Raw genomic sequence first — 19,897 nt, forward strand, 5'->3', positions numbered from 1 at the left:
GAGATAAGTGGTGACAAAATCAACTGTTCGCCGAAGGCGTCGCCAACTCAAGATCAACGGCATATCTGCCAATTTCCTGTATTTTTACAGCCACCGGATCGTGCAGCGTGTAGATGCGGGCATCACGCCAATAGCGATCCAGTCCCTGCTTCAAAGTCGCGGAACGCGCGCCAACAGCTTCAAAAATGCGCGATGTTACTGAGAGCGCTGCTGCGTCCGAAGCAACCTTAGCCTGAGAGATGAGATCCGCAATCTCTCCGCGGCGTTCCGGTGTCAGACGGTTCTCATCAATGTCTGCAATCAGTTCGCCAAACGCTCTATTGGCGACAGTTGAAAGCGCAAAAGATGCGTTGGCCGTGGTGATAGCATTGCCAATACTGTCTGCAATATAGTCCGGCACAGATGCGTTCTGGCCGTTTTTGCGCAAGTGCAATTGCGACAATGCCGTATCAATTGCCCCCAACGCCGTCCCATTGAGAAAATTGACGAACATGATCTGAAAGGCCAGCGAGCCTATCGATTCATTGAGGGGGCGCTTTGTTGGATCGGCTGCCGATGTGCTGAAAATCGCGTTATCTGGAATAAATACATTTTCAAATACCAGACTGCCTGATGCCGAGCGACGCGCACCAATGCCATCCCAGTCATCAGCATGGACAATGCCCGGCGTCGACGCATCGAGAACGAACGTCAAACGCTTCTCATGGCCATCGGGCGCGCGATAGCTTTCGCCGACGACCAGACGGTCAGCTGTTTGTGCGGCGGTTGCGAAGCTTTTCCTGCCATTCGCAATATATCCGCCATCAACTCGCGTTAGGTCTGCGGCAGGACCGCCCGGATTGTTGGCACCGCCCCAAAGTGTAGGCGTCTGCAACGAATTGGTCACAGCGTTTGAGAACACCGGCCCACGTCCGGCGATCTCTATCCGCAACAGATGCATGTAGTTATAGCCGAGAAGTGCTGCACTCGATAAGTCGATACGTGATATCTCACGGATTGCAAAAAGCGCATGTTGCCAGCGCGCACCTATCGCTTCCCGGCGGCTTCTAGTGTTATGAAACAGTGCCAGACCATCATCAATCGTGAGTGCTGCTAAGCCAGAGTGGCGCAGAAGTGCTGCTTCCTCAACGGGGGCGGAACCTTTACGGTCCCGCTCTACCACGTGCGGTGCAAGCTCAGTTTTCACCTGCTCGACACGCGCCCGGATGTCCGCCTCGATTGGCGGATCAAACCATTGCGTATGCCGGAAGGATTGCGCATGTGCATTCATGGTTTCACATCCAGAACGGCCTTACCATGCAGACGCCTGTCAAGAAGAGCCGCGACAGCCTGATCAAACTGGTTCCAGTCACCGCGCCATTTCACTTCTGTCCTGAGCTTGCCCTCAGCCAGCCATCGCAGCAGTGCCGTGAGATAAGAGCCCACCCGATACTCGGAAATCAGGAAGCCATGAATGTGACGCCCAACCGGACCAACCGTGCCGAGCTGACCAAACACTGCGTCTTCGCCTGAAGCCCAGCCGAGGCTCTGCACATTGCCATGACGGTTCAGAAGCTTGAAGGACTGCACGAGCTGCGGCCCGCCGACATTATCGATCACCAGATCGATGCCTTCCTTCACATCATCAAGGCTGGTCGCAACAAGGTCCGCACCAAGTTCTGTCAGACCCGCTGCACTGCCTTCTGACCCAACAGAGGCGATAACGCGCGCACCACCCAGCCGTGCAAGCTGAATTGCAAAGCGGCCTACGCCGCCAGAAGCACCGGTGATCAGAACTGTTTTGCCGAGAACAGGCCCACCAAGCTGCAAGGTGGCCAGCGCTGTGACGGCTGCCGTCGGAAGCGTCGCAGCTTCCGCCGGACCGACACCCTCCGGAATGACCGCGATATCCTCAACATGTGCAATGCGCTTTTCAGCCCAGGCACCGAGTGGGGCGCGTGTGACAACCAATGTTCCGATGGGAGGCGCTTTGGTTTGTGGGCCAACGGCTACAATCACACCAGACGCATCCCATCCTAGAACCGTACCATCAGCCTCAAGACCGCGCGCGCCACGCCGGGTTTCACCGAAGTTCAGCGAGGTGTGTGTAACATCGATAAGCACTTCCCCATAACCCGGCTCAGGGGTCGCCCGTGTCGCGAAACGCAGACCGCCGGAAGTTGCCTTATCTGTCTCGATAACTCGAATGGTCATGCGGTGATCCTTTCCAGACGTCCTGCAATCGAAGCGCCGCGGGTAACGACATTATAAACAAAGCTGTTGAGTTCAACGCGCTGGCGCAGGTCTTCCAGCTCAGCATCAGATGCGGGAGACTGGATTTTCGCGGTGTAGCGAAGTTCCAGGTCAACGGGCTCGGTTGAGCCTGTTCCGATTTGTCCCGGTTTGCTGACGGCTTCGGCGACAACTTCCAGCGCATCAATCTCGATATCAAGCAGTGACGCCTGAATAAGAAAGCCATGATTGAGGCAACCAGCAACAGCACCGATCAGCAATTCACCTGGGGCCGGACCAAGATCAAAGCCACCGCCAGCGGGCGATCCATCGGTAATAATCTGAAAATCACGAATGAAAAGACGACGGATACCGCTGCGTCCTTCGGCAACAACGCGGGCGGAAAGCTGGCCGGTGCCTGCAGGCTGTCCCTTTCGTGCGTCGTGCAGCTTTCTCTTGTGTCGGATATATTTCGTCAGACCACTGGTCATGGGTATTTCCTGTATTCGGTATGTTGGAAGAAAGGTTTATTCAGCAGGTTTGATTTCATATGGCAGCGTCCAGTCATCCCGGCGGATGTCCCATACGACTTTGTTGCTGTAGGCATAGGTTTGCGGCAGATCCCAAAGGAAGACAGCGAGCGCTTCATCAGATGCCACTTCGGTCGCGCGTTTGACCGATGCAAGCTCGGCGTCCTTGGTGAGTGCGCCTTTTGCCTGCTTCACGGCTTCGTCAAAGGCGGCTGGAACAGGTCCAATCGTCTGAAAATGCGTGCTGCCGAGATAGGTCAGTGTTTCGGCTGCAATGCTTGCCGTATCGGCGTAACCAAACCACGTCAGGCCAGCGGCTTTGTCAGATGCAGCACGCTCGGCATGGGATGAAGCAGGCAGAATATTGAGCTGCGCACGCACACCAACCGCTGCCAGTTGTGCCGCGATAATCTGCGCTGCCTGCTCTCCACCGACATAGGTGCCTTTGCCAAACACCATCTCGACATCAAAGCCATCCGGATAGCCTGCTTCCGCAAGCAGCGCTTTGGCCTTCTCGGGATCATAAGGCCATGGCTTCAGGTCTGTGTTGTAACCCTCATGGAAGCTGGTGATGATCTGGCTGTTGGCGGGGCTTACCAATCCTTTGAACAGCGCCTTGGTAATGGCTTCCTTATCAATGGCGTAGTTCAACGCCTGCCGCACACGCGCATCATCAAGCGGCTTGATATTGGTGTTGAAGCGGATGATCTGTACGCGCGTGCTTGGACGCGCACCTGCCACCAAATTACCATTGCTTTCGAGCTGCGCGAGATCCTGCGGTGCGATCACAGCAGCTGCATCAATCTCGCCGGATTTCAGGCCATTGACCTTGGCCGCAGCATCGACCACAACGCGGAACTGCGCCTTGGTGAATGGTGCTGCCTTGCCGAAATAATGTTCATTGGCTTCAAGGCGAACTTCGCCCTCGGGATTATAGCTGACCAGCTTATAAGGGCCGGTGCCAAGCGCCTCAATCGCTGGATTATGTGACTTTGCCCATTCGGGTTCCAGATAGAAAATGCCTGCCAGCCGCTTGGGAAACTCAATGTCGGGCGCTTTCAGTGTAAAGGCAACCTGATGCGGTGACAGGACTTCAACCTTATCGACCGCCTTCATCGACGAGACGATCCAGCTTGGTTTTTCGGACGATAGGATGCGCTCGATGTTCCACTTAACGACGTGAGCATCAAATGGCACATTGTTGGAGAAAACCACATCGTCGCGCAGATCGAACACCCAACGCGTATCCGATTCCTGTTTCCAGTCCTTGGCCAGAACACCCACCAGTTTGCCTTCACCATCGAGGCGTGTCAGTGGCGAATAGATCGAGGCAATGATGCTCAGGTCGCCGCGCAGATTGCCCCCAACGGCGGGATCAAGCGTCTGCAAAGCATAGGGCAGTGCCACCATCAATTCATGTGTCTTGCCATATTCCGCAGGTGTCTGCGCGTGGGTTGCTGATAGCGTTGCAGACATGAGAAGCAGGCTTACTCCCATCAGTCTCAATGCGTTCAATGATCGCTTTACAATCATGTGTCTTTTCCAGTTTTTGTGTTCAGATTCAGGAATTGGGAGCGACAAGTGGCTTTCTGCCGGGAATGGCCGCAAGCAACTGTCGAGTGTAAGGATGAGCCGGAGCCTCAAAGATCCGGCGGGTCTCGCCGCGTTCGACGATTTCACCGCCACGCATCACCACGACCTCGCGACAAAGCCGTGCAATGACGGATAGATCGTGAGAAATGAGCAGTTGTGCGGTGCCATGCCGACGCTGCATATCTTCCATCAAGGCAAGCACGCGCTCCCGCGATGTGGAGTCGAGTGCAGCAACTGGCTCATCGGCGATGAGAAGTTTGGGGCTGGGCGCAATCGCCCGCGCGAAACCAACACGCTGACGCTGCCCTCCCGATAGGCGCCCGGGCAAGCGATGCCACAAAGCCGGATGGATACCGACTTCTTCAAGAAGCCCCTGCGCAATTCTCACGGCATCAGCTTTGCGAAGCCCTTTGGCAACCAAGGGTTCCGCCACTGTATCCACAATGCTTATGCGTGGATCGAGAGACGAATATGGGTCTTGAAACACATATTGGACTTGATCTGAACGTGTCCGCGGAGGTCGAACGTTACCGTCAATCAGGATATGGCCGTCATCTGCGCGCTCCAGCCCGGCAATAATCCGCGCCAGCGTGGTCTTACCTGACCCACTCTCGCCAACAATTCCCAGTGTCGTTCCAGCCTTGACCGAAATATCGACACCACCAAGCGCGCGTGGACCGTTGCGGAATGTCTTTTGAAGAGCTTTCACTTCGACAAGTGGAGGTTCGGAGGCAGCATCATGAAGTGCGCCACTCGCGGTCGCAAAAGTCAGTTCGCTTGCCTTCAGAAGTGATCGCGCAGCGCGGCTTTTGGGACTTGCAAAAAGATCAAGCGTAGCCCCGCTTTCAACGATCGCCCCGCCATCCATGACAGCAACGCTATCGGCTCGATCCCGGATCACGCCCATGTCGTGGGTAATCAGGAGAACGCCGAAACCATAACGTTTTTGCAGCCGGGCTATGAGATCAAGAATTTGCACCTGAACTGTTACATCAAGTGCAGTCGTCGGCTCATCCGCGATAAGCAGTTTCGGCTGCCGCGCCAAAGCCATTGCAATAACAACGCGCTGCGCCAGCCCGCCCGAAAGCTCATGTGGCCATGCGGTCAGCTTTTTCACCGGCTCGCTGATACCCACCTCTTCCAAAAGGTGCAGGCATATATTGGCAGCCTTGGCCTTATCGCGGCGCATGGCAGGCGATAGGGCTTCAAACAGCTGAGCACCAACGCTCAACCGCGGATTAAGAGCCGTTGTCGGGTTTTGAAAAACCACACCAATCTGTGACGTTCTGAAGTCACGGCCACGGTCAGATATGCCAAGCGCGAGTGGCGCTCCATCGAGATCAGCCTGACCATCGGCATGAAGGCTCTGGGGCAGAAGCCCTGCAACAGCCATTGCTGTGAGTGTTTTACCGGAGCCGGATTCTCCAACAATCCCAAGCGTTTCGCCTTGTTTCAGCGTGAATGACACCGGACCTGCAAGTGCCGTTTCATTTGACCTCACAACCAGCCCTTCAACGGACAGTAGCGTATTGCTGACGGTCATGCCTGCTCTCCTGTTTCACGCGCGGAAAGCCTGCTTGAAAGAGCGTCGCCTAAAAGCTGCACACCAAAGAGAAGGCTGAGCAAAGCAAAAGCGGGCATCAGCGACAGCCACCACGCGGCGCCTAGCTGCGATTTTCCCTGGGCGATCATCAGACCCCAATCGGCAGTTGGCGGCTGAATACCCAAACCAATGAAGCTGAGGCCCGCTTCTGTCATGATGATGAAGGCAGCACTTATCGTTGACGTTGCAATCAGCAGCGGCAACAGTCCCGGCACGATATGGCGCAGAACGGACTTCCACAGCGGAACGCCTGCAAGCCATGCGGCTTCCATATAGCCCTGATTACGCGCGTTGAGAGTATAGGAACGCGCGACACGGAAATGCAGAGGCCAGCTTTCAAGCGCCAGAATTAGGATCAGGTTTTCAAGCCTTGAACCAAACAATGCCAATGCAAGAAGCGCCAAAACCAGACCGGGAATTGTCAGCTGAATTTCAGCGATCCGGGCAATGATCTGATCGACCAAACGATTGCTCAATCCTGCAACAATACCCAGCAGGCTCCCGATCAAAGCGGAAAGAAGCGTTGCAATGGTTGCAACCAGCAGCACAGGCCGCGCGCCGTAAAAAACCCGGCTTAAAATGTCTCGACCGAGATCATCGGTGCCGAGCCAATGCCCGCTATTGAATGACGGTTCTTGCAGAAACGCCATTAAGTCGCTTGTGTTCGGCTCATAAGGTGCAAGGAGCGGTGCAAAAATGGCCGCAACGACCCAGAGAAGGATGATCAGAAAACCGATCTTACCTCTCAAAGCCAGCTTTGGTTTTGAGGTGTTGCGCGAGAAATCAATGAATTCTGGATTGGAAATCTCACTCATTTGGTCACCCCGCTTCGTGGGTCAACAACAGCAATAAGGAGGTCGGCCATCAGGTTGCAGAGACTGACGGTCAGTGCGATCAGCACTATCGCCGCCAGAATGACCGGGTAATCTTTCATGCCAACGGCGCTAACCAGAACTGTGCCAACACCCGGCCAGCCAAAGACTGTTTCCGTCAGAACAGCTCCGCCCAATAGCGTTCCTGTTTGTGTTCCTAAAAGTGCAATCACTGGCACAAGCGCATTGATTGCAATGTGTCGGAACCGCACGCGACCAAGCGAAATTTGTTTCGATAAAGCCGTGCGTACATGGTCAGCGTCCTGCTGTTGTTTGAGACTGGTGCGAAACAGCCGCGCTACGGGCGGAGCAATCAACAAAGACAAAGTCAACGAGGGTAAAACGAGATGGAGTAAGCTACCGCTGCCTCCCGTTGGCAGCCAGCCGAGTGTCAGCGAGAAAAACAGAACCGCAAGGATGCCGGTCACAAAAACAGGCGTTGACTGCACAACAGTCAAAAGTGCCAGTGGTCCTTCACGGAGAAAGCGGTTTGCGGACGTAGCCGAAAGATAGCCAGCTATCAGCCCTATTGCCGAACCGATCAAAAGTGCCGTCAAAACCAGAACAATCGTCAGTGGTATGGCAGGCGCCAGAACATCGATCGCAGGGATGTCAAAACGCAGTGATTTTGGGAACTCGCCACGCAGGCTGTTGAGCAGAAATTGCCCATATTGCTCGATAACGGGGCGATCAAAACCATAGCTCGCATTTAGTGCTGTGATTTCTTCTTTCGTTGCTTGCCCGCCAGCGAGCAGAGTTGCAGGGCTGCCGGTTGCAAAAATCAGGAAGAAAACCAGAGAAACTGAACCGAGGACGGAAATCGCCGTCGCACCAAGCCTTTGCAGGATAAAAGATGGACGAATATCGAGCCGACGACGAGGCAATTTGCGCAGAATGTTTTTCTGAACCTGCCCGCAGTGAGAGCTATCACTGGCTTGCAGCCAAAACTCCTGTTTGCGCGGTGTGATAGTCATGATGAGCTTTCGACAATTAAATCCTATAAAATTTATAGACTAATATTCGTCAGCTATTAAGCACCTGACGTTTTGCAGCGAACGACGAATGAGAAACAATTTACTAAACAACCTGAATAGGAGAGCTCAAAATCGTCCGGGGCCTGAAATCTGAAAAATCTGCAGGTCGAGAGTCTAGCGCATGAAATCCGGGACGTTGGTGAATTCCATGACCGCCTTTTATTTTGACATGTTGATGGCTTTTGGTAACACCGGCCGGAACTGCGACTAAGGTGTTGAAATTATTCCAGACGTCTGTGTATCCGGTGTGTCGCCGTAACAAACCCGATCATTCGTGATCGGCCAGAGCGGGGGGCAGGCGACGAAAGTGAAACGACGAGTAAGGATTTTCATGCAACAGAAGAAGATCGGGACGTTTTCAGGCTGAGCCTCACTAATGAAGAGAGTTTGACCGCTGACCCTGGAGCGCATCCCGAAAAGTGTGAAACGGTTTTCGGAACAAGATGCGCGGAAACACAAAGATTGTCCGTCGTCGAATGATTTGAGACTATTTGTGTTTTTGAAGATTGGAGTTTCCGGCTCGGTTTGGGGTTTGATTTAAGCGGCTTTGGCCTGGTGGTTCAAGCGGCGTTTTCTGATGGTGTCTCGTTTGATCCTTTCGCGTTCGAGCAGGATGGTCTGTGCGCGTCCGAAGTAGACGTCGGCGGGAGTGAGATTGTCGAGGCTCTCATGGTAACGGCGATGATTGTAATGCTCGACGAAGGCTGCAATCTGGGCTTCGAGGTCCTCCTTGAAGAAGTAGTTTTCAAGCAGGATGCGGTTCTTCAGCGTCTGGTGCCAGCGTTCGATTTTCCCTTGCGTCTGCGGGTGGCCGGGAGCGCCGTGAACCTGGTCGATCTTGTATTTCTCCAGCCATTCGCCGAGATCGGAGGCGACGTAACACGAACCGTTGTCCGACAGCAGACGCGGCCGGTGCTCAACCTTGACCTTGTCACAGCCTGAGGCGGCCAATGCAAGATCGAGTGTATCGGTGACGTCATCCACCTTCATGCTGGTGCACAGCTTCCAGGCGATGATGTAACGGGAATAATCGTCGAGGATGGTCGATAGGTAAAACCATCCCCAGCCGATGACCTTCAGGTAGGTGAAGTCGGTTTGCCACATCTCGTTCGGCCTCGTGGTCTTGTCCTTGAACTCGTCATTGGCCTTGATGACAATATAGGCTGGCGACGTGATCAGGTCGTGAGCCTTGAGTAAGCGATAGACCGAAGCCTCTGATACAAAATAACTTTCCGTATCAGTGAACTTCACCGCCAGTTCACGCGGTGACAGGTCGGCATGATCGAGCGCCAGTGCGATGATGCGATCCCGGATATCGTCAGGGATACGATTCCACACCCGCGAAGCTGCGGACGTCCGCTCTTCCAGTCCTTCGACACCGTGGGCAAGGAACCGACTATACCATCGATAGAAGGTCGGCCTTGGAATGCCCAGCTTGTCGAGAGTTTGCCTGGCTGACAAATGCGACTGCTCCACAAGCCGGATGATCTCAAGCTTTTCGGTGGCGGGATATCTCATTCGTCGTCGCCCCCATCCCCGATCATGCTTTTTTTGAGCAGGCGGTTTTCCAGGGTGACGTCGGCTAATGCCTCCTTCAGGTCACGGCTTTCACGACGCAGCGCTTTTACTTCGTCGCTGGTGGCAGAACGGGCGGTGTCGCCTGCAAGGCGCTTCTTGCCAGCTTCAAGGAATTCCTTCGACCAGCTATAATACAGGCTCTCTGCAATCCCTTCGCGGCGGCAGATCGCAGCAATGCTGTCTTCCCCGCGCAGACCTTCCAGAACAATACGGATTTTATCCTCGGCCGAATAATGTTTACGCGTGGCACGACGGATATCTTTGATCGTCTTCTCCGCAGAAGACGTTTGGGGAACGGGTTTCTGTCTCATCTTTGCGTCCTTTGATAAAGCTATGATGAGCCGAAAACCCTCTCTTCTCAATTAATACAATTTGGTCTCATGGGCGTTGATGTCGGACAAAGTAGAGCTGCGGCGTTTTGAGACCAAGCTAGCCTATTCAGTATTTACCTGATCGGCCTTCCATTCGCCAAGGTCCACGTTGTAGGCCACCAAAAGTCCGATACATATAAAGGCAACGATTACACTCAACGAAATGTGTTTTCTCTTCAAAATATTTACTGCTTTCTGGCTCGAGCTCACTAAAGTTGATGGATTCTGCCACTATAAAGAACATGAAACGGCTTGCAATCTTTCTTTCCATCACTCCCGGCGGTTGTTTGCAACAGGCTAAATTAGCGGGCTAACGATAGCGACGGTGTTATTCAACAGGCGTCGCGATACACTCCATGACCTCACGTCATCGAGCGTTATCACCCGGCTGTTATCAATGTAATATTGTTGTCTTTCCCGCATTTGGAGAGTGATTGCTTTATCATGCAGTAGAATATTGTTTTCATAGTTTAAGTCAAAGCTTCGACGATCCATATTCGCTGAACCAATCAAAGAAATTTCATTGTCAAGCGTGATAGATTTTGTGTGCAGGAGGCCAGGAATAAATTCGTGAATTCTTACACCAGCCAGAATTAACTCCTCATAATAACTTCGGCTCGTCGCTTGAACCGCAAAATCATCATTTCGAGCAGGTAAAATAATAGAGGTCGCCACCCCGCGATTTGCGCTTGCGCAGAGAGCCGCCTGTAAGGAGGGGTTAGGTACGTAGTAAGGGGTTGTAATACATAATTCGCTTTGTGCCGCATTGATCAGGGCTTCAAACATCTCCGACATAGCTGAGCTGCGAAATGTCGGGCCAGTCCCGATTGCCTGAGCCGTAAATCCGGGTCTGGTGACTGGTAAGGGAGATCGAAGAATATCCGACAAATCATCACCCCCACCTGCCATCCAGTCGCTTGCGAAAAGATGCTGGTTTTGTCGTACCACAGGCCCTTCAAAGCGAAATACCGCGTCAACCCATGGCCCGTATTTAGCTTTTGGGTAGAACGCCGGGTCGGCGCAGTTTTGGCTCCCGCAATAGGTAATCCTGTTATCAATGACTAAGATCTTGCGATGATTGCGCAGATCAATGCGGCCGTTAAAAACACCGCGCCATGGCGCGCCATGTCCCAGTGCGGTCAAGGTATGGACGCCAGCATCCGCCAACTCTTTCCATAAATGACTACGAATAAAGGCGCGCGAACCGATGTTGTCAACCATAGCCCTGCAAACAACACCGCGAGCAGCGGCACGCTTTAGCGCCTCCGCCATTTTCGTACCGTTGTTATCGTTTAACCAGATGTAGAATAGCAGATGAACAGTGTCTGTGGCACAATCGATATCGGCGATCATGTGATCGATCGTACTGTTGGAATCCGCCATGAGCTTGGCATGGTTTCCGTTTACCGGCAGGTAGCCGCTGATAGATGTACCAGTACTGAATAAACCAGTGTAACGGCAATTTTTATCGCTTCCCCGTATCATTGCGGTGCGCAATGCACATTCGGGACGAGGCAACAGAGTTAAAACTTGTTTTAGCTCTGCAATGCGACCATGGCCTATGCTGGTGCGCCCCACCAACAAATATATGAGCGCCCCAACGTAAGGAAACGAAAATACCAGGAGTAACCATGCTACCCGCGATTCCGGCTGACGATGCTTCCGGAGAAGAATATGAAGGCTGCAGGGCACCACAATGGCAAGGTGGAGCAGGAGTAGAAACATAGACAACCTTTTATTGTCCCATGATCGGATAGCTCATGGATGTCGCGTTGAGCAATCGAGTTTTGGCTGCGGCAAGGGTGCGCCACCACCTCTTAAAACATTCACTACGCGACAAATGCTTCAGTAGCAACATAACTGAGAGCCACCTCAGTACTTTGTCACGACTGTAATTTTTAATTTTCTGGAATGTTTTTTCTGGAGACGGATAGTTAATGACAGATCTGGTTCTGATATTAAATCGGGAGAAATTCAGATATTTGTGATCGAAAGCATCTTCTCCGGCCATTTGCTGCAACCACCAGATTTATCGACTTTCAGCATATAAACTGAGGGTAAACGTTTTCTGGACCCTATCCCTGTTTTGCAACTGCTCGGCGTGCTCGCAGAAATTGCAGCATGGATCGTTGGCCCCTCCCGCGGTATGTATGTAACTGCACAAAAAGGAATTCTTCCGACCGCCTTTGCGAAGGTAAATAAAAATGGTGTACCAGTTGCGCTCGTTGTTGCTCAGTTGCTACTGACGTCGATCGCTATTATCGTTCTCACCAACTCAGGTGGCAGTAGCAATATGTCGTTCCTGATTGCTCTCGCACTCACCGTCGTCATCTATCTGTGCACTTACTTCCTAATGTTCCTTGGTTACATCCAGCTTATTCTCAGGCAGCCTGAACTCAAGCGTACATTCCGTGTTCCTGGCAGCAACGGCGTTAAGATTAGCGTTGCAGTTATCGGCTTCCTCGTCTCGGTTATAGCGTTCTTCGTTTCATTTTATCCGCCCACATCCATTGGGGGTGAAACTGCCGACAAGACCTATGTGGCGCTGCTCATTGTCAGCTTCCTTGTCGTTCTGGTGATTCCGTTTGTCGTCTACGCGCTACACGATAAACGCGGCAAGAAAACCAATGTCACCCTAGTTCCGATTAAACTGCACAACGCACCATACGGACATTTCTTCATGCACCCGCGTGCCCGTTCGCCGCATCACATCATCGTCAATCAACGCGCCTTTCACGCGATAGAATAGACCGCTCTAACTGTTTGTTTTAACGCGCATCCCGAAAAACGTTTCACACTTTTCGGGATGCGCTCTCATACTCCACCCTGTCTGAAATCCTATTGAAATGGACAGAGCTTGCTTGTCCTACGAACATGCTCAAATCTCACGTTTCATTGTCTTTTGATTGCCATGGTTCAAGGTCTTCAGCTTGGGGCTGGTTCACTCTGGAGACGGCGCATAAACCCATCCATTATTGGGCCAGTTCGGTTGAACTAAACCGACCTGAACCGAGTGTTCGATCAAGCGGGGTGTATTACACGGACGCACAAGGGGAGTGTGTCTTTGAACTGGTCATTAGAGGCATCAAGAGAAGGTTAATCTATCTCTATTATTGAAGGGCCTACCAACATCGCTGGCCGCTTCATGTTAGAGGGTGAATATGCTTTCAGATTTTATTATTGGGTCAGCGGTGGGATTAGCTGTAATGATAGCTCATCTCGCATCTACGCTAATAATATACTATCTTGTTCACATGATTGGGAAAAAGATAAGCGAGAATAGAATAATATTTCTTGCACTATCTCTTGTCGTATTATATTTCGTTTTGTTTATATGTGTTTGTATGAGCGTTAGTATATGGGCGATAACCTATTATCAAATGGGGTTTGCTGGTAATTTTAGTGATGCCTTCTACACCGCTATGCTTAATTACACGACTCTAGGGCCTGGCGGTACAAAGGAAATTACAAAAACGCGCCTCTTTGGGCCTATGACTGCGGCGAGTGGTATTTTGATGTTTGGTTGGGCTGTAGCATTAATGGTCTATACAATTCAATTGCACCTCCCAACTATACTCAAAGAAAAATGGGGGGCGACTAAGAGCCCTCATTGAGAAAAAACACCTTTTGGGTGTCCGAAAACCGTTTCACATTTTTCGGATGCGCTCTAAATTGCTATCTGTCTGCATTTCACTCTTTACTTCAGAAGTATGTCCGTTGCATCGGGAATATTCATGCTCGATATTGTCTCGAGCGAAGCCACTTTGACGGCTGCAACACTAAATAATCGTTCAAGATCGAATTTGACGAAATTCAGACCGCTATAGGTACGCACATAGAATTCATTTTTATTGAGATCGGCAAGCACCGTCCATGACGTATATTCTGTCTTGTATTCCTGCGGGTTGGGGGTCGAAATGCCTTCAATATTCAACCCACTAGACTGAGCAGGATCAATAGTCAGACCACGCGGGCGGTCAAAATTGTTCATGATATGCGCAAGTGCGCGGATTGCTTTGTCGGGCTCTGCTTTTTCAACGAATGTCGAGTAATAGGCTGCGCGTACAAACCGCCCGACCGAAGTGTTTGATGCCGGCAGCCCAGCCGTTGCAATTCCGGAATCCGGTTGAGCAACCTCCAGTTCACCAAATTTGCCAGTCGACTGGTCCAGATTGGTCAGAAAAGTATAATTATTCAGGTTGGTAAGATGCCAAGTGAACTCAGGGCCATTCGTCATCACACCAACAGGGTTATCATACACATTCTGTTTTTCACTCGAAAACTCTATCACTATTGAGCTTCCAGACCTGTCATGAACAACGAAATGAAAAGGCGTTTTTGCACCATGCAACGGTGCAAGTGATGTCAAAATAACGGTCTCATCAGAGAGCTTTTCTTTAATCTCACTAGCAGTTTCGAACTGACCAAGCACCCATGCGCCTAAATCAATTGCAGCAAGCATTGCTTTTGTTTTGGCTGCATTGTCGGCTGGTCCTGATGCTCCCGCGTAAGCGAGCACACTAAAAGTCAAACCCTTTTCATTGACCCCTTCAACAATTTTGAGATCAGCAAGGCTGCCATTGGGCACAGCAATTGCAAAAATTGAATATTTTGTCTCAAATTGGAGTGGATTATGGCCGTCTACAACTGATGTAAACTGATGTCCTTTCGGGATCGACGCAACAACATATGGTAATTCCATAGACAGTTCCATGGTGCGTCCGGCATACGCACCGGCATTTGCATCCCGAAATAAAAGAGCCGTGCACGCAAACCAAAACTCGGATGACATCTGAGACGTCGGCAAATCAGCAAAAAACGGCAGGATACCTGATAGAAAAGACATTGTATGTGCCCCCGGAAAATAGCAAGCCTGGTCATAGTGGAACGCTTATTCTCTAGAGGTATCAGTTGTTTATGGCATATTCAAGCATTTACAAATTAAATGAAATAAGACACGATTTATGTGTACTTCATTACCCGCGATGGTTGCCGGAGTTGAATGAAACAGCAAAAATCCAGTATGAGTTTGGTGATCCGCTTGACGAAAAAGATCTTAGGTTTTGATGTATCAGGTCCGGTGAAGACGACGCTATGATTGTCTACGGAGCGCTTTTGCTTAAGCGTGGGCATAGGTGATCGCCCCTTGCAAAGGCCTCCCCGATCCCACCTTACTACGGGAATGGGTTACCTTCACGAACCGAACATACGAACTAGGCAAGCCCTGTTCGGTTCTCAATGGTGAACGGGACCGATCCAAGAAAGAATGTGAGATTTGTGAGATTGGAAAGCGCAGGCCGTGCAAGTGAAATGAACATCAGAATACTTGCGAGGGCAAAGAGCGCAGCGCCCACTGCGAAAGATACGCCGATATTTCTGTTGTAAGCTTCCGTCCTCCACGAAGGGACTTGATCTGCTCGCAGAAGCTGGTTTTCGAACGTTAGTCCCTTGCAATGCATCCGCGAAAGCCAGACTACTTTCTTTCCATGAAGGGTATAGACGCTTCGGGTAACAAATGGCCAGATTCTCATTTTATCTCCCCATTATCGGCAATCAAACGACCCCTGGGGCGTCGGTGTGGCGTGTTCACGTCGCTGTCGTTGCGCCGCCGGTCTGTGGTGGTCGAGCGTCATCTGAGGGAGGCTGCAAGTAAAGCGTTTCGCTGGTAAAAGCGAAGTCGGCACCACAGGAGTGCACGATATCAATTATTTTCAGGTAGATTTCCTGTTGAGCAGCCAGCCACTCTGCCCAAACGGTTGTCTTGGTAAAGCAGTAAACCATTATGTTGAGTGCAGAGTCACCAAATGCATCGAAATAGACCCGAATGGTCTGCTTTTGATCAACGTTTTTGTTGTTCATCAACATGGCGCGAATGCTCTCAACGACTGTCGAGAGTTTATCTGCATCTTGGTAACGCAGACCGATTGTCGTTGTGATGCGCCTGTTCGTCATGCGGCCGGAATTGACCACGCTGATGGTGGAAAAAGCGGCATTTGGGACATAAAGCGGGCGGTTTTCAAATGTGTTGATCTTGGTTATACGCCAACCGATTTCGACAACGGTTCCTTCAATCTCGCGATCGGGTGAACTGATCCAGTCGCCGATGCTGAATGGCCGATCGAAATAGAGTATGACGCCGGAGAAAAGATTGCTGAGTATATCCTTTCCGGCCACCCCGATGGCGATGCCGCCGATACCACCGAAAGCCAGCAGTCCGGAAAGACCAATCCCAAAGTGCTCGCCGAAAAGCAGCATGATGATCAGAAAGATTGTCAGCTTCAGAATACGCGCAATCATGCGTGCGGACGTTACATCGTTGCCGCGATCAATCTGGACATGCGTGAGGCGGTTGATCAACTCAAAGAGTTGTTGCATGGCCAAAACTGCCATAGCAAAACCTGAGATTGTTTTGACCATCTCAGGCGTAATCTCAGTAATCCGATAATCTTCCAGCAGCATATAGGCGACTTGTCTGATTGTCAGTATCGCGCCAAATATCATTGCAATGAACACCAGATGCACGGAAATACTCTGGTTCAAACCGTGCCGGCGGCGCATCAGGAACCATGTCGCAAAGGCTGCGATGACAAAGAGAATGGCTATCCCGGCGGCTATCCAGTATTTCGGCATCTCATTCCTGTAGCGAGCCTATTTGCTCCATATGCTCTGGGTGGTTCTGCATCAGCCTAAGCTCATGCCATTATGCTTCGTATTTGCGCATGTGCAACGAGCAGTTCAATACTCATTATTCACGCCAGTAAGGGCTTTGCTTGATGTCAGCGCGCCGGTAAAGAATGCCAGATTGGCTGCAGCAATACGCGCTCCTGCCTGAGCATCGGTCTGTGCGAGTTTCGCATCAAGCAGAGCGTTGTTGGTCTCGTTTACAACCGTGATCGTGCCTAGACCATTTTTATAGGACTCGAGCGCAGCGTCATATGCAGTTGCCGACGTCTGGACAAGAACACCAGCGGCTTTATTGGCGGCGAGGGCCGCTTTCAAGGCATTCGATGCAACGACAATTTCCGCAACTGCGTCCAATTGAATCTTTCGAAATGTTTCCGTCGCGGCGCTTTGTGTAGATTGCGCATTTTTCAACTGTGCAGCGCGAAGGCCACCATCAAAAAGTGGAACTGTCGCGCCGACGAGAATGCCCGCGCCTGACGACTGATTGCCGATAGACGGCAGGCTGCCAGCATTAAAGCTGTTGGAAGTGGATGCGAGAGTGCCTGCGACGAAAACCTTTGGCATGAACTCGGCTTGTGCAACCTTGACGCCAGATTTGCTCGCCTGCAACGCTGCATAGCTTGCAATTACATCCGGGCGCCGCGACAATGCTGTTTCCAGAACCGACTGCGTCACACCGTCAAAACTTGCCGGCAGTTTCTGCTTCATCGAGCCCTCGACCCTGATCTTAACCATAGCATTCACACCCATGGCGGCGAGTAGCGCCTGATAGGTATTTTGCTGCTGGCCCTGTGCCCTGACGATTCTCAATTCCGACTGTGCGACTTGTTGGCGGGCGAGTGCCAGTTCAACGGTTGTCGCACGGCCTTCATTCAATTTTGCCTGAACTGCAGCCAGCACCGCTTTGCTGTTGCGCAGGGCTTGTTCCGCGATCCGAGAGGCGGCAACCGATGCGCAATGCTCATAATATGTGCGCGCCACGTCAAAAATGACCTTCTGATGCATGGCGTTAAAGGTTACATTGGCCGCAAATGAAGCTTGTTTTGCAGCATCTGCCAAGGCGGCCCGCTGGCCAAAATCGAAAACCAGCCATTGCAGCGCCACCGACGGCGTAACCCCTTTCAAGGTGGTATCGACATCTCGACGTCCAATCAGCGGGACATCGACAGGGGTGGTCGTTTTCTGAGCTCCTCCAATCACATTAGCGGTGATGATCGGTAACATCGTTGCCTCGACCATCCCCACCGCAAGGGCTGCCTGACGCGCTTTTTCCCATGCATTTCGTGTGGTGGGATTACTGCGCTGCGCAATGTCGATCAATTGCGCCAGATCATATTCCGTATCTGTATCGACGGACACAGGGCTGGAAATCAAAGCAAGTTCTGGATTGGCTGTGACACCGAAATCTTTTGCTTCACTGGGGCCTGGGGAGGGTTTTCCGGGTTTTCCGGCTTCTTTCCAGGGCTTATCGGCGGCTTCGGGAGCAAGCTTCAGCGCATCTGTCGCGCAGCCACTAAGCACGACGGCCGAAATGACAATCAAAAATGCGGCATAGGGCTTTGCTGGTTTGATCATACCTTACCATCCGCTAAAGCTTGTTCCAGATGTGTAAGATGCATGTCGATTTGCTTTGCCCCTGCAGTTTTCACTTCAGCAACCAAAGAAGTCGTATCGTCCGATAAACCTTCTTCTTGCCTGCCGATAGATCCGATTTGCGATGATAAGATATTCAATCTGGCCACAGCATCGGGTATCGCTTCAGAAGAGAAGTAGACGTCCTTGTTCAACGAGGCAAGCTGGTCGACCGCAACATTGAATGTTTTTTCAAGCTTAGCAGACGGTCTTAAGCCGGACGGTTCGAAAGGCAGCAGATAAAAGCAATAGCGCACCTCGTTGAGGAGGCGTTCGGTTTCTGCAACAGTCGATATCATGTTCATACGCTGGTTTTCGGGTGCTGCAGCAATTTCGGCTACTTTTCGTGCTGCATCAGCAAGCTTTCGACGAATGACTGTTGTAACCGGTGTCGGCCATACCAGGGTCGATATGATATAGACTGCAAAGTTACCAACCAGAATACCAATGATACGGTCGCGGGCCGTGTCCATATCGGTTGTTGGGCCGAAACCCTGCAGAACAGTGAGTGTGAAAGCGAGACCAATCTGAACGCCACCATAAGAGACCTTCTCGCTCCCCGCTGTTACCCAGGCGGCAAAGAGAGCGACACAAAAAACAAGCACCATCAGACCGCCGACCGATTCCAGTTGCGGCATGAGATAGATGAGCGAAGCAATGCCGATTGCTGCACCAATCAGACAACCCGTAATGCGCAAAGCAAGTTTATGAATTGTGTCTCCCGCAGTTCCCATAGCTGCAACATAGCATGTCACCATCGCAGTGTGGATGCCTTGCCAGTTTATCGCAGCGTAGAACATGTAGCAGAGAATTGCTGCCAATGTGGTCTTGAGCGCAAAACGCTGGTAGACCGGATTTGTAAAGGCATCCTGAGCAAAAAAGCTGCCGCCGGTTCCTTTGCTATAGGTGGTATTCTCGCTGCCCGCGATACTGCGAAAAGCCTGAAGAATACCTGCTTCCTGTCTGCTATGTAACGGTCCAAGCTCCTGCTCAGGCGACGGAATTTCCGCACCCTGATCAAGAGCTTCAATCATTTCATCGATGTGTTGAATATACTCTTTTTTGTTCTCGTCCGTCGTGTCAGACGGAAGAGCCGATACCGCAAAAAGCAACTGATAGGAAGCGGGAATGTCGGACTGAATTCTGGCTGCTTTCGCACGAGAAGTCTGATGCAAAATTTTAACAAGCATTGCCTGCTTGTTCGCATCGTCATTGGCAGAGCCCAGCTTTTCCTGCAATGGGAGCGAGGAGCCAGGACTTTTCAAAAACAGGGCATTACGCGCAACCAGCAAGCGGCAGCGAAGTTCCGCACGCAGCAAGGACAGGCTCCAGCGCCCGAAAAACAGGCTGAAGCCAGCAATTACAAACATCGGGAGAATTGCCATCTCCCAAGCATAGCGCAGAGCAAATGAAATCACGCCGTTGATCGGAACTTCATTCACCAGGCTGAGAATGAACGCAATGATCAAAGCAACGATGCTGCCCCCTTCACCAAGCTTACTCGCTGCACCGATGAAAATGAAAATGAATGATACGATGATCATTACAAGGATACGCAGCAGCGCCGATTCAACGGTCCACTGCAGCACGGGGATCATCAGGGCAACAAGCAAAGTAATCGCGATGATGGCAGCGGTCGCAACGATGGTGTTTTCGGCCCCATCGGCCTTCATCAGGAATATAACAAGATAGCAGCTGATCGCGGATTCCGGGATCTGAAACATCATGGCGATGCCAGCAACCAGCGCGCATACTGCTGCAACTCGCCAGGACGTTGCAAGGCGCCCGG

15 protein-coding genes are annotated in these 19,897 nt (G+C 51.6%); 2 read left to right on the forward strand and 13 right to left on the reverse strand.

Annotation, left to right across the window (positions count from 1 at the left end):
• Positions 1–19: 19 nt before the first annotated feature.
• The 9 genes from C9380_RS22570 to cls form a co-directional block, all read right to left on the reverse strand.
• Positions 20–1,270, reverse strand: coding sequence for an acyl-CoA dehydrogenase family protein (locus C9380_RS22570; RefSeq protein WP_128094750.1), 1,251 nt, complete (start codon positions 1,268–1,270; stop codon positions 20–22).
• Positions 1,267–2,193 carry a zinc-binding dehydrogenase gene (locus tag C9380_RS22575; protein WP_128094751.1) on the reverse strand — a complete coding sequence of 309 codons (927 nt, stop codon included), beginning with the start codon at positions 2,191–2,193 and terminating at the stop codon, positions 1,267–1,269. Before C9380_RS22575 ends, C9380_RS22570 begins: the two co-directional genes overlap by 4 nt.
• Positions 2,190–2,702, reverse strand: coding sequence for an OsmC family protein (locus C9380_RS22580; RefSeq protein ID WP_128094752.1), 513 nt, complete (start codon positions 2,700–2,702; stop codon positions 2,190–2,192). The genes C9380_RS22575 and C9380_RS22580 overlap by 4 nt, the downstream gene beginning before the upstream one ends.
• A 36-nt stretch (positions 2,703–2,738) precedes the next feature.
• Entirely contained in the window at positions 2,739–4,274 is a 1,536-nt protein-coding gene (locus C9380_RS22585; RefSeq protein WP_128094753.1) for an ABC transporter substrate-binding protein, read from the reverse strand.
• Between the two features lie 28 nt (positions 4,275–4,302).
• Entirely contained in the window at positions 4,303–5,877 is a 1,575-nt protein-coding gene (locus C9380_RS22590; protein WP_128094754.1) for an ATP-binding cassette domain-containing protein, read from the reverse strand.
• Positions 5,874–6,752 (reverse strand): ABC transporter permease, encoded by an 879-nt coding sequence (locus C9380_RS22595; RefSeq protein ID WP_128094755.1) that lies wholly within the window; start codon positions 6,750–6,752, stop codon positions 5,874–5,876. The genes C9380_RS22590 and C9380_RS22595 overlap by 4 nt, the downstream gene beginning before the upstream one ends.
• Complete coding sequence (locus tag C9380_RS22600; RefSeq protein WP_128094756.1) at positions 6,749–7,783, reverse strand: ABC transporter permease; 1,035 nt, start codon at positions 7,781–7,783, stop codon at positions 6,749–6,751. The genes C9380_RS22595 and C9380_RS22600 overlap by 4 nt, the downstream gene beginning before the upstream one ends.
• A gap of 597 nt (positions 7,784–8,380) precedes the next feature.
• Positions 8,381–9,732 (reverse strand): IS3 family transposase gene (locus C9380_RS22605; protein ID WP_094538818.1). Its coding sequence is split into 2 segments (ribosomal slippage): positions 8,381–9,396 and positions 9,396–9,732, totalling 1,353 coding nucleotides; the frame shifts between segments, so codons are not numbered across the junction.
• A 357-nt stretch (positions 9,733–10,089) separates the two neighbouring features.
• Complete coding sequence (gene cls / locus C9380_RS22610; protein WP_128094757.1) at positions 10,090–11,517, reverse strand: cardiolipin synthase; 1,428 nt, start codon at positions 11,515–11,517, stop codon at positions 10,090–10,092.
• 361 nt (positions 11,518–11,878) lie between these two features.
• Between cls and C9380_RS22615 the strand changes: the two genes are divergently transcribed.
• Together C9380_RS22615 and C9380_RS22620 are read left to right on the forward strand one after the other, a co-directional pair.
• Entirely contained in the window at positions 11,879–12,541 is a 663-nt protein-coding gene (locus C9380_RS22615; protein ID WP_282183933.1) for an amino acid permease, read from the forward strand.
• A gap of 412 nt (positions 12,542–12,953) precedes the next feature.
• Positions 12,954–13,406 carry an ion channel gene (locus C9380_RS22620; protein ID WP_128094759.1) on the forward strand — a complete coding sequence of 151 codons (453 nt, stop codon included), beginning with the start codon at positions 12,954–12,956 and terminating at the stop codon, positions 13,404–13,406.
• Positions 13,407–13,489: 83 nt separating this feature from the next.
• Here the strand turns inward: C9380_RS22620 and C9380_RS22625 are convergent, their stop codons facing one another.
• The 4 genes from C9380_RS22625 to C9380_RS22640 form a co-directional block, all read right to left on the reverse strand.
• Positions 13,490–14,638, reverse strand: coding sequence for a linear amide C-N hydrolase (locus C9380_RS22625; RefSeq protein WP_128094760.1), 1,149 nt, complete (start codon positions 14,636–14,638; stop codon positions 13,490–13,492).
• 740 nt (positions 14,639–15,378) lie between these two features.
• Positions 15,379–16,422, reverse strand: coding sequence for a mechanosensitive ion channel family protein (locus tag C9380_RS22630; protein WP_128094761.1), 1,044 nt, complete (start codon positions 16,420–16,422; stop codon positions 15,379–15,381).
• Positions 16,423–16,527: 105 nt separating this feature from the next.
• Positions 16,528–18,051, reverse strand: a complete 1,524-nt coding sequence (locus tag C9380_RS22635; protein WP_128094762.1) for a TolC family protein — start codon at positions 18,049–18,051, stop codon at positions 16,528–16,530.
• Positions 18,048–19,835: an FUSC family protein gene (locus C9380_RS22640; protein WP_164844720.1), complete on the reverse strand. Its 1,788-nt coding sequence runs from the start codon at positions 19,833–19,835 to the stop codon at positions 18,048–18,050. Before C9380_RS22640 ends, C9380_RS22635 begins: the two co-directional genes overlap by 4 nt.
• Positions 19,836–19,897 lie beyond the last annotated feature (62 nt).

This window comes from Brucella pituitosa (assembly GCF_003049685.1).
GTDB lineage: Bacteria > Pseudomonadota > Alphaproteobacteria > Rhizobiales > Rhizobiaceae > Brucella > Brucella pituitosa.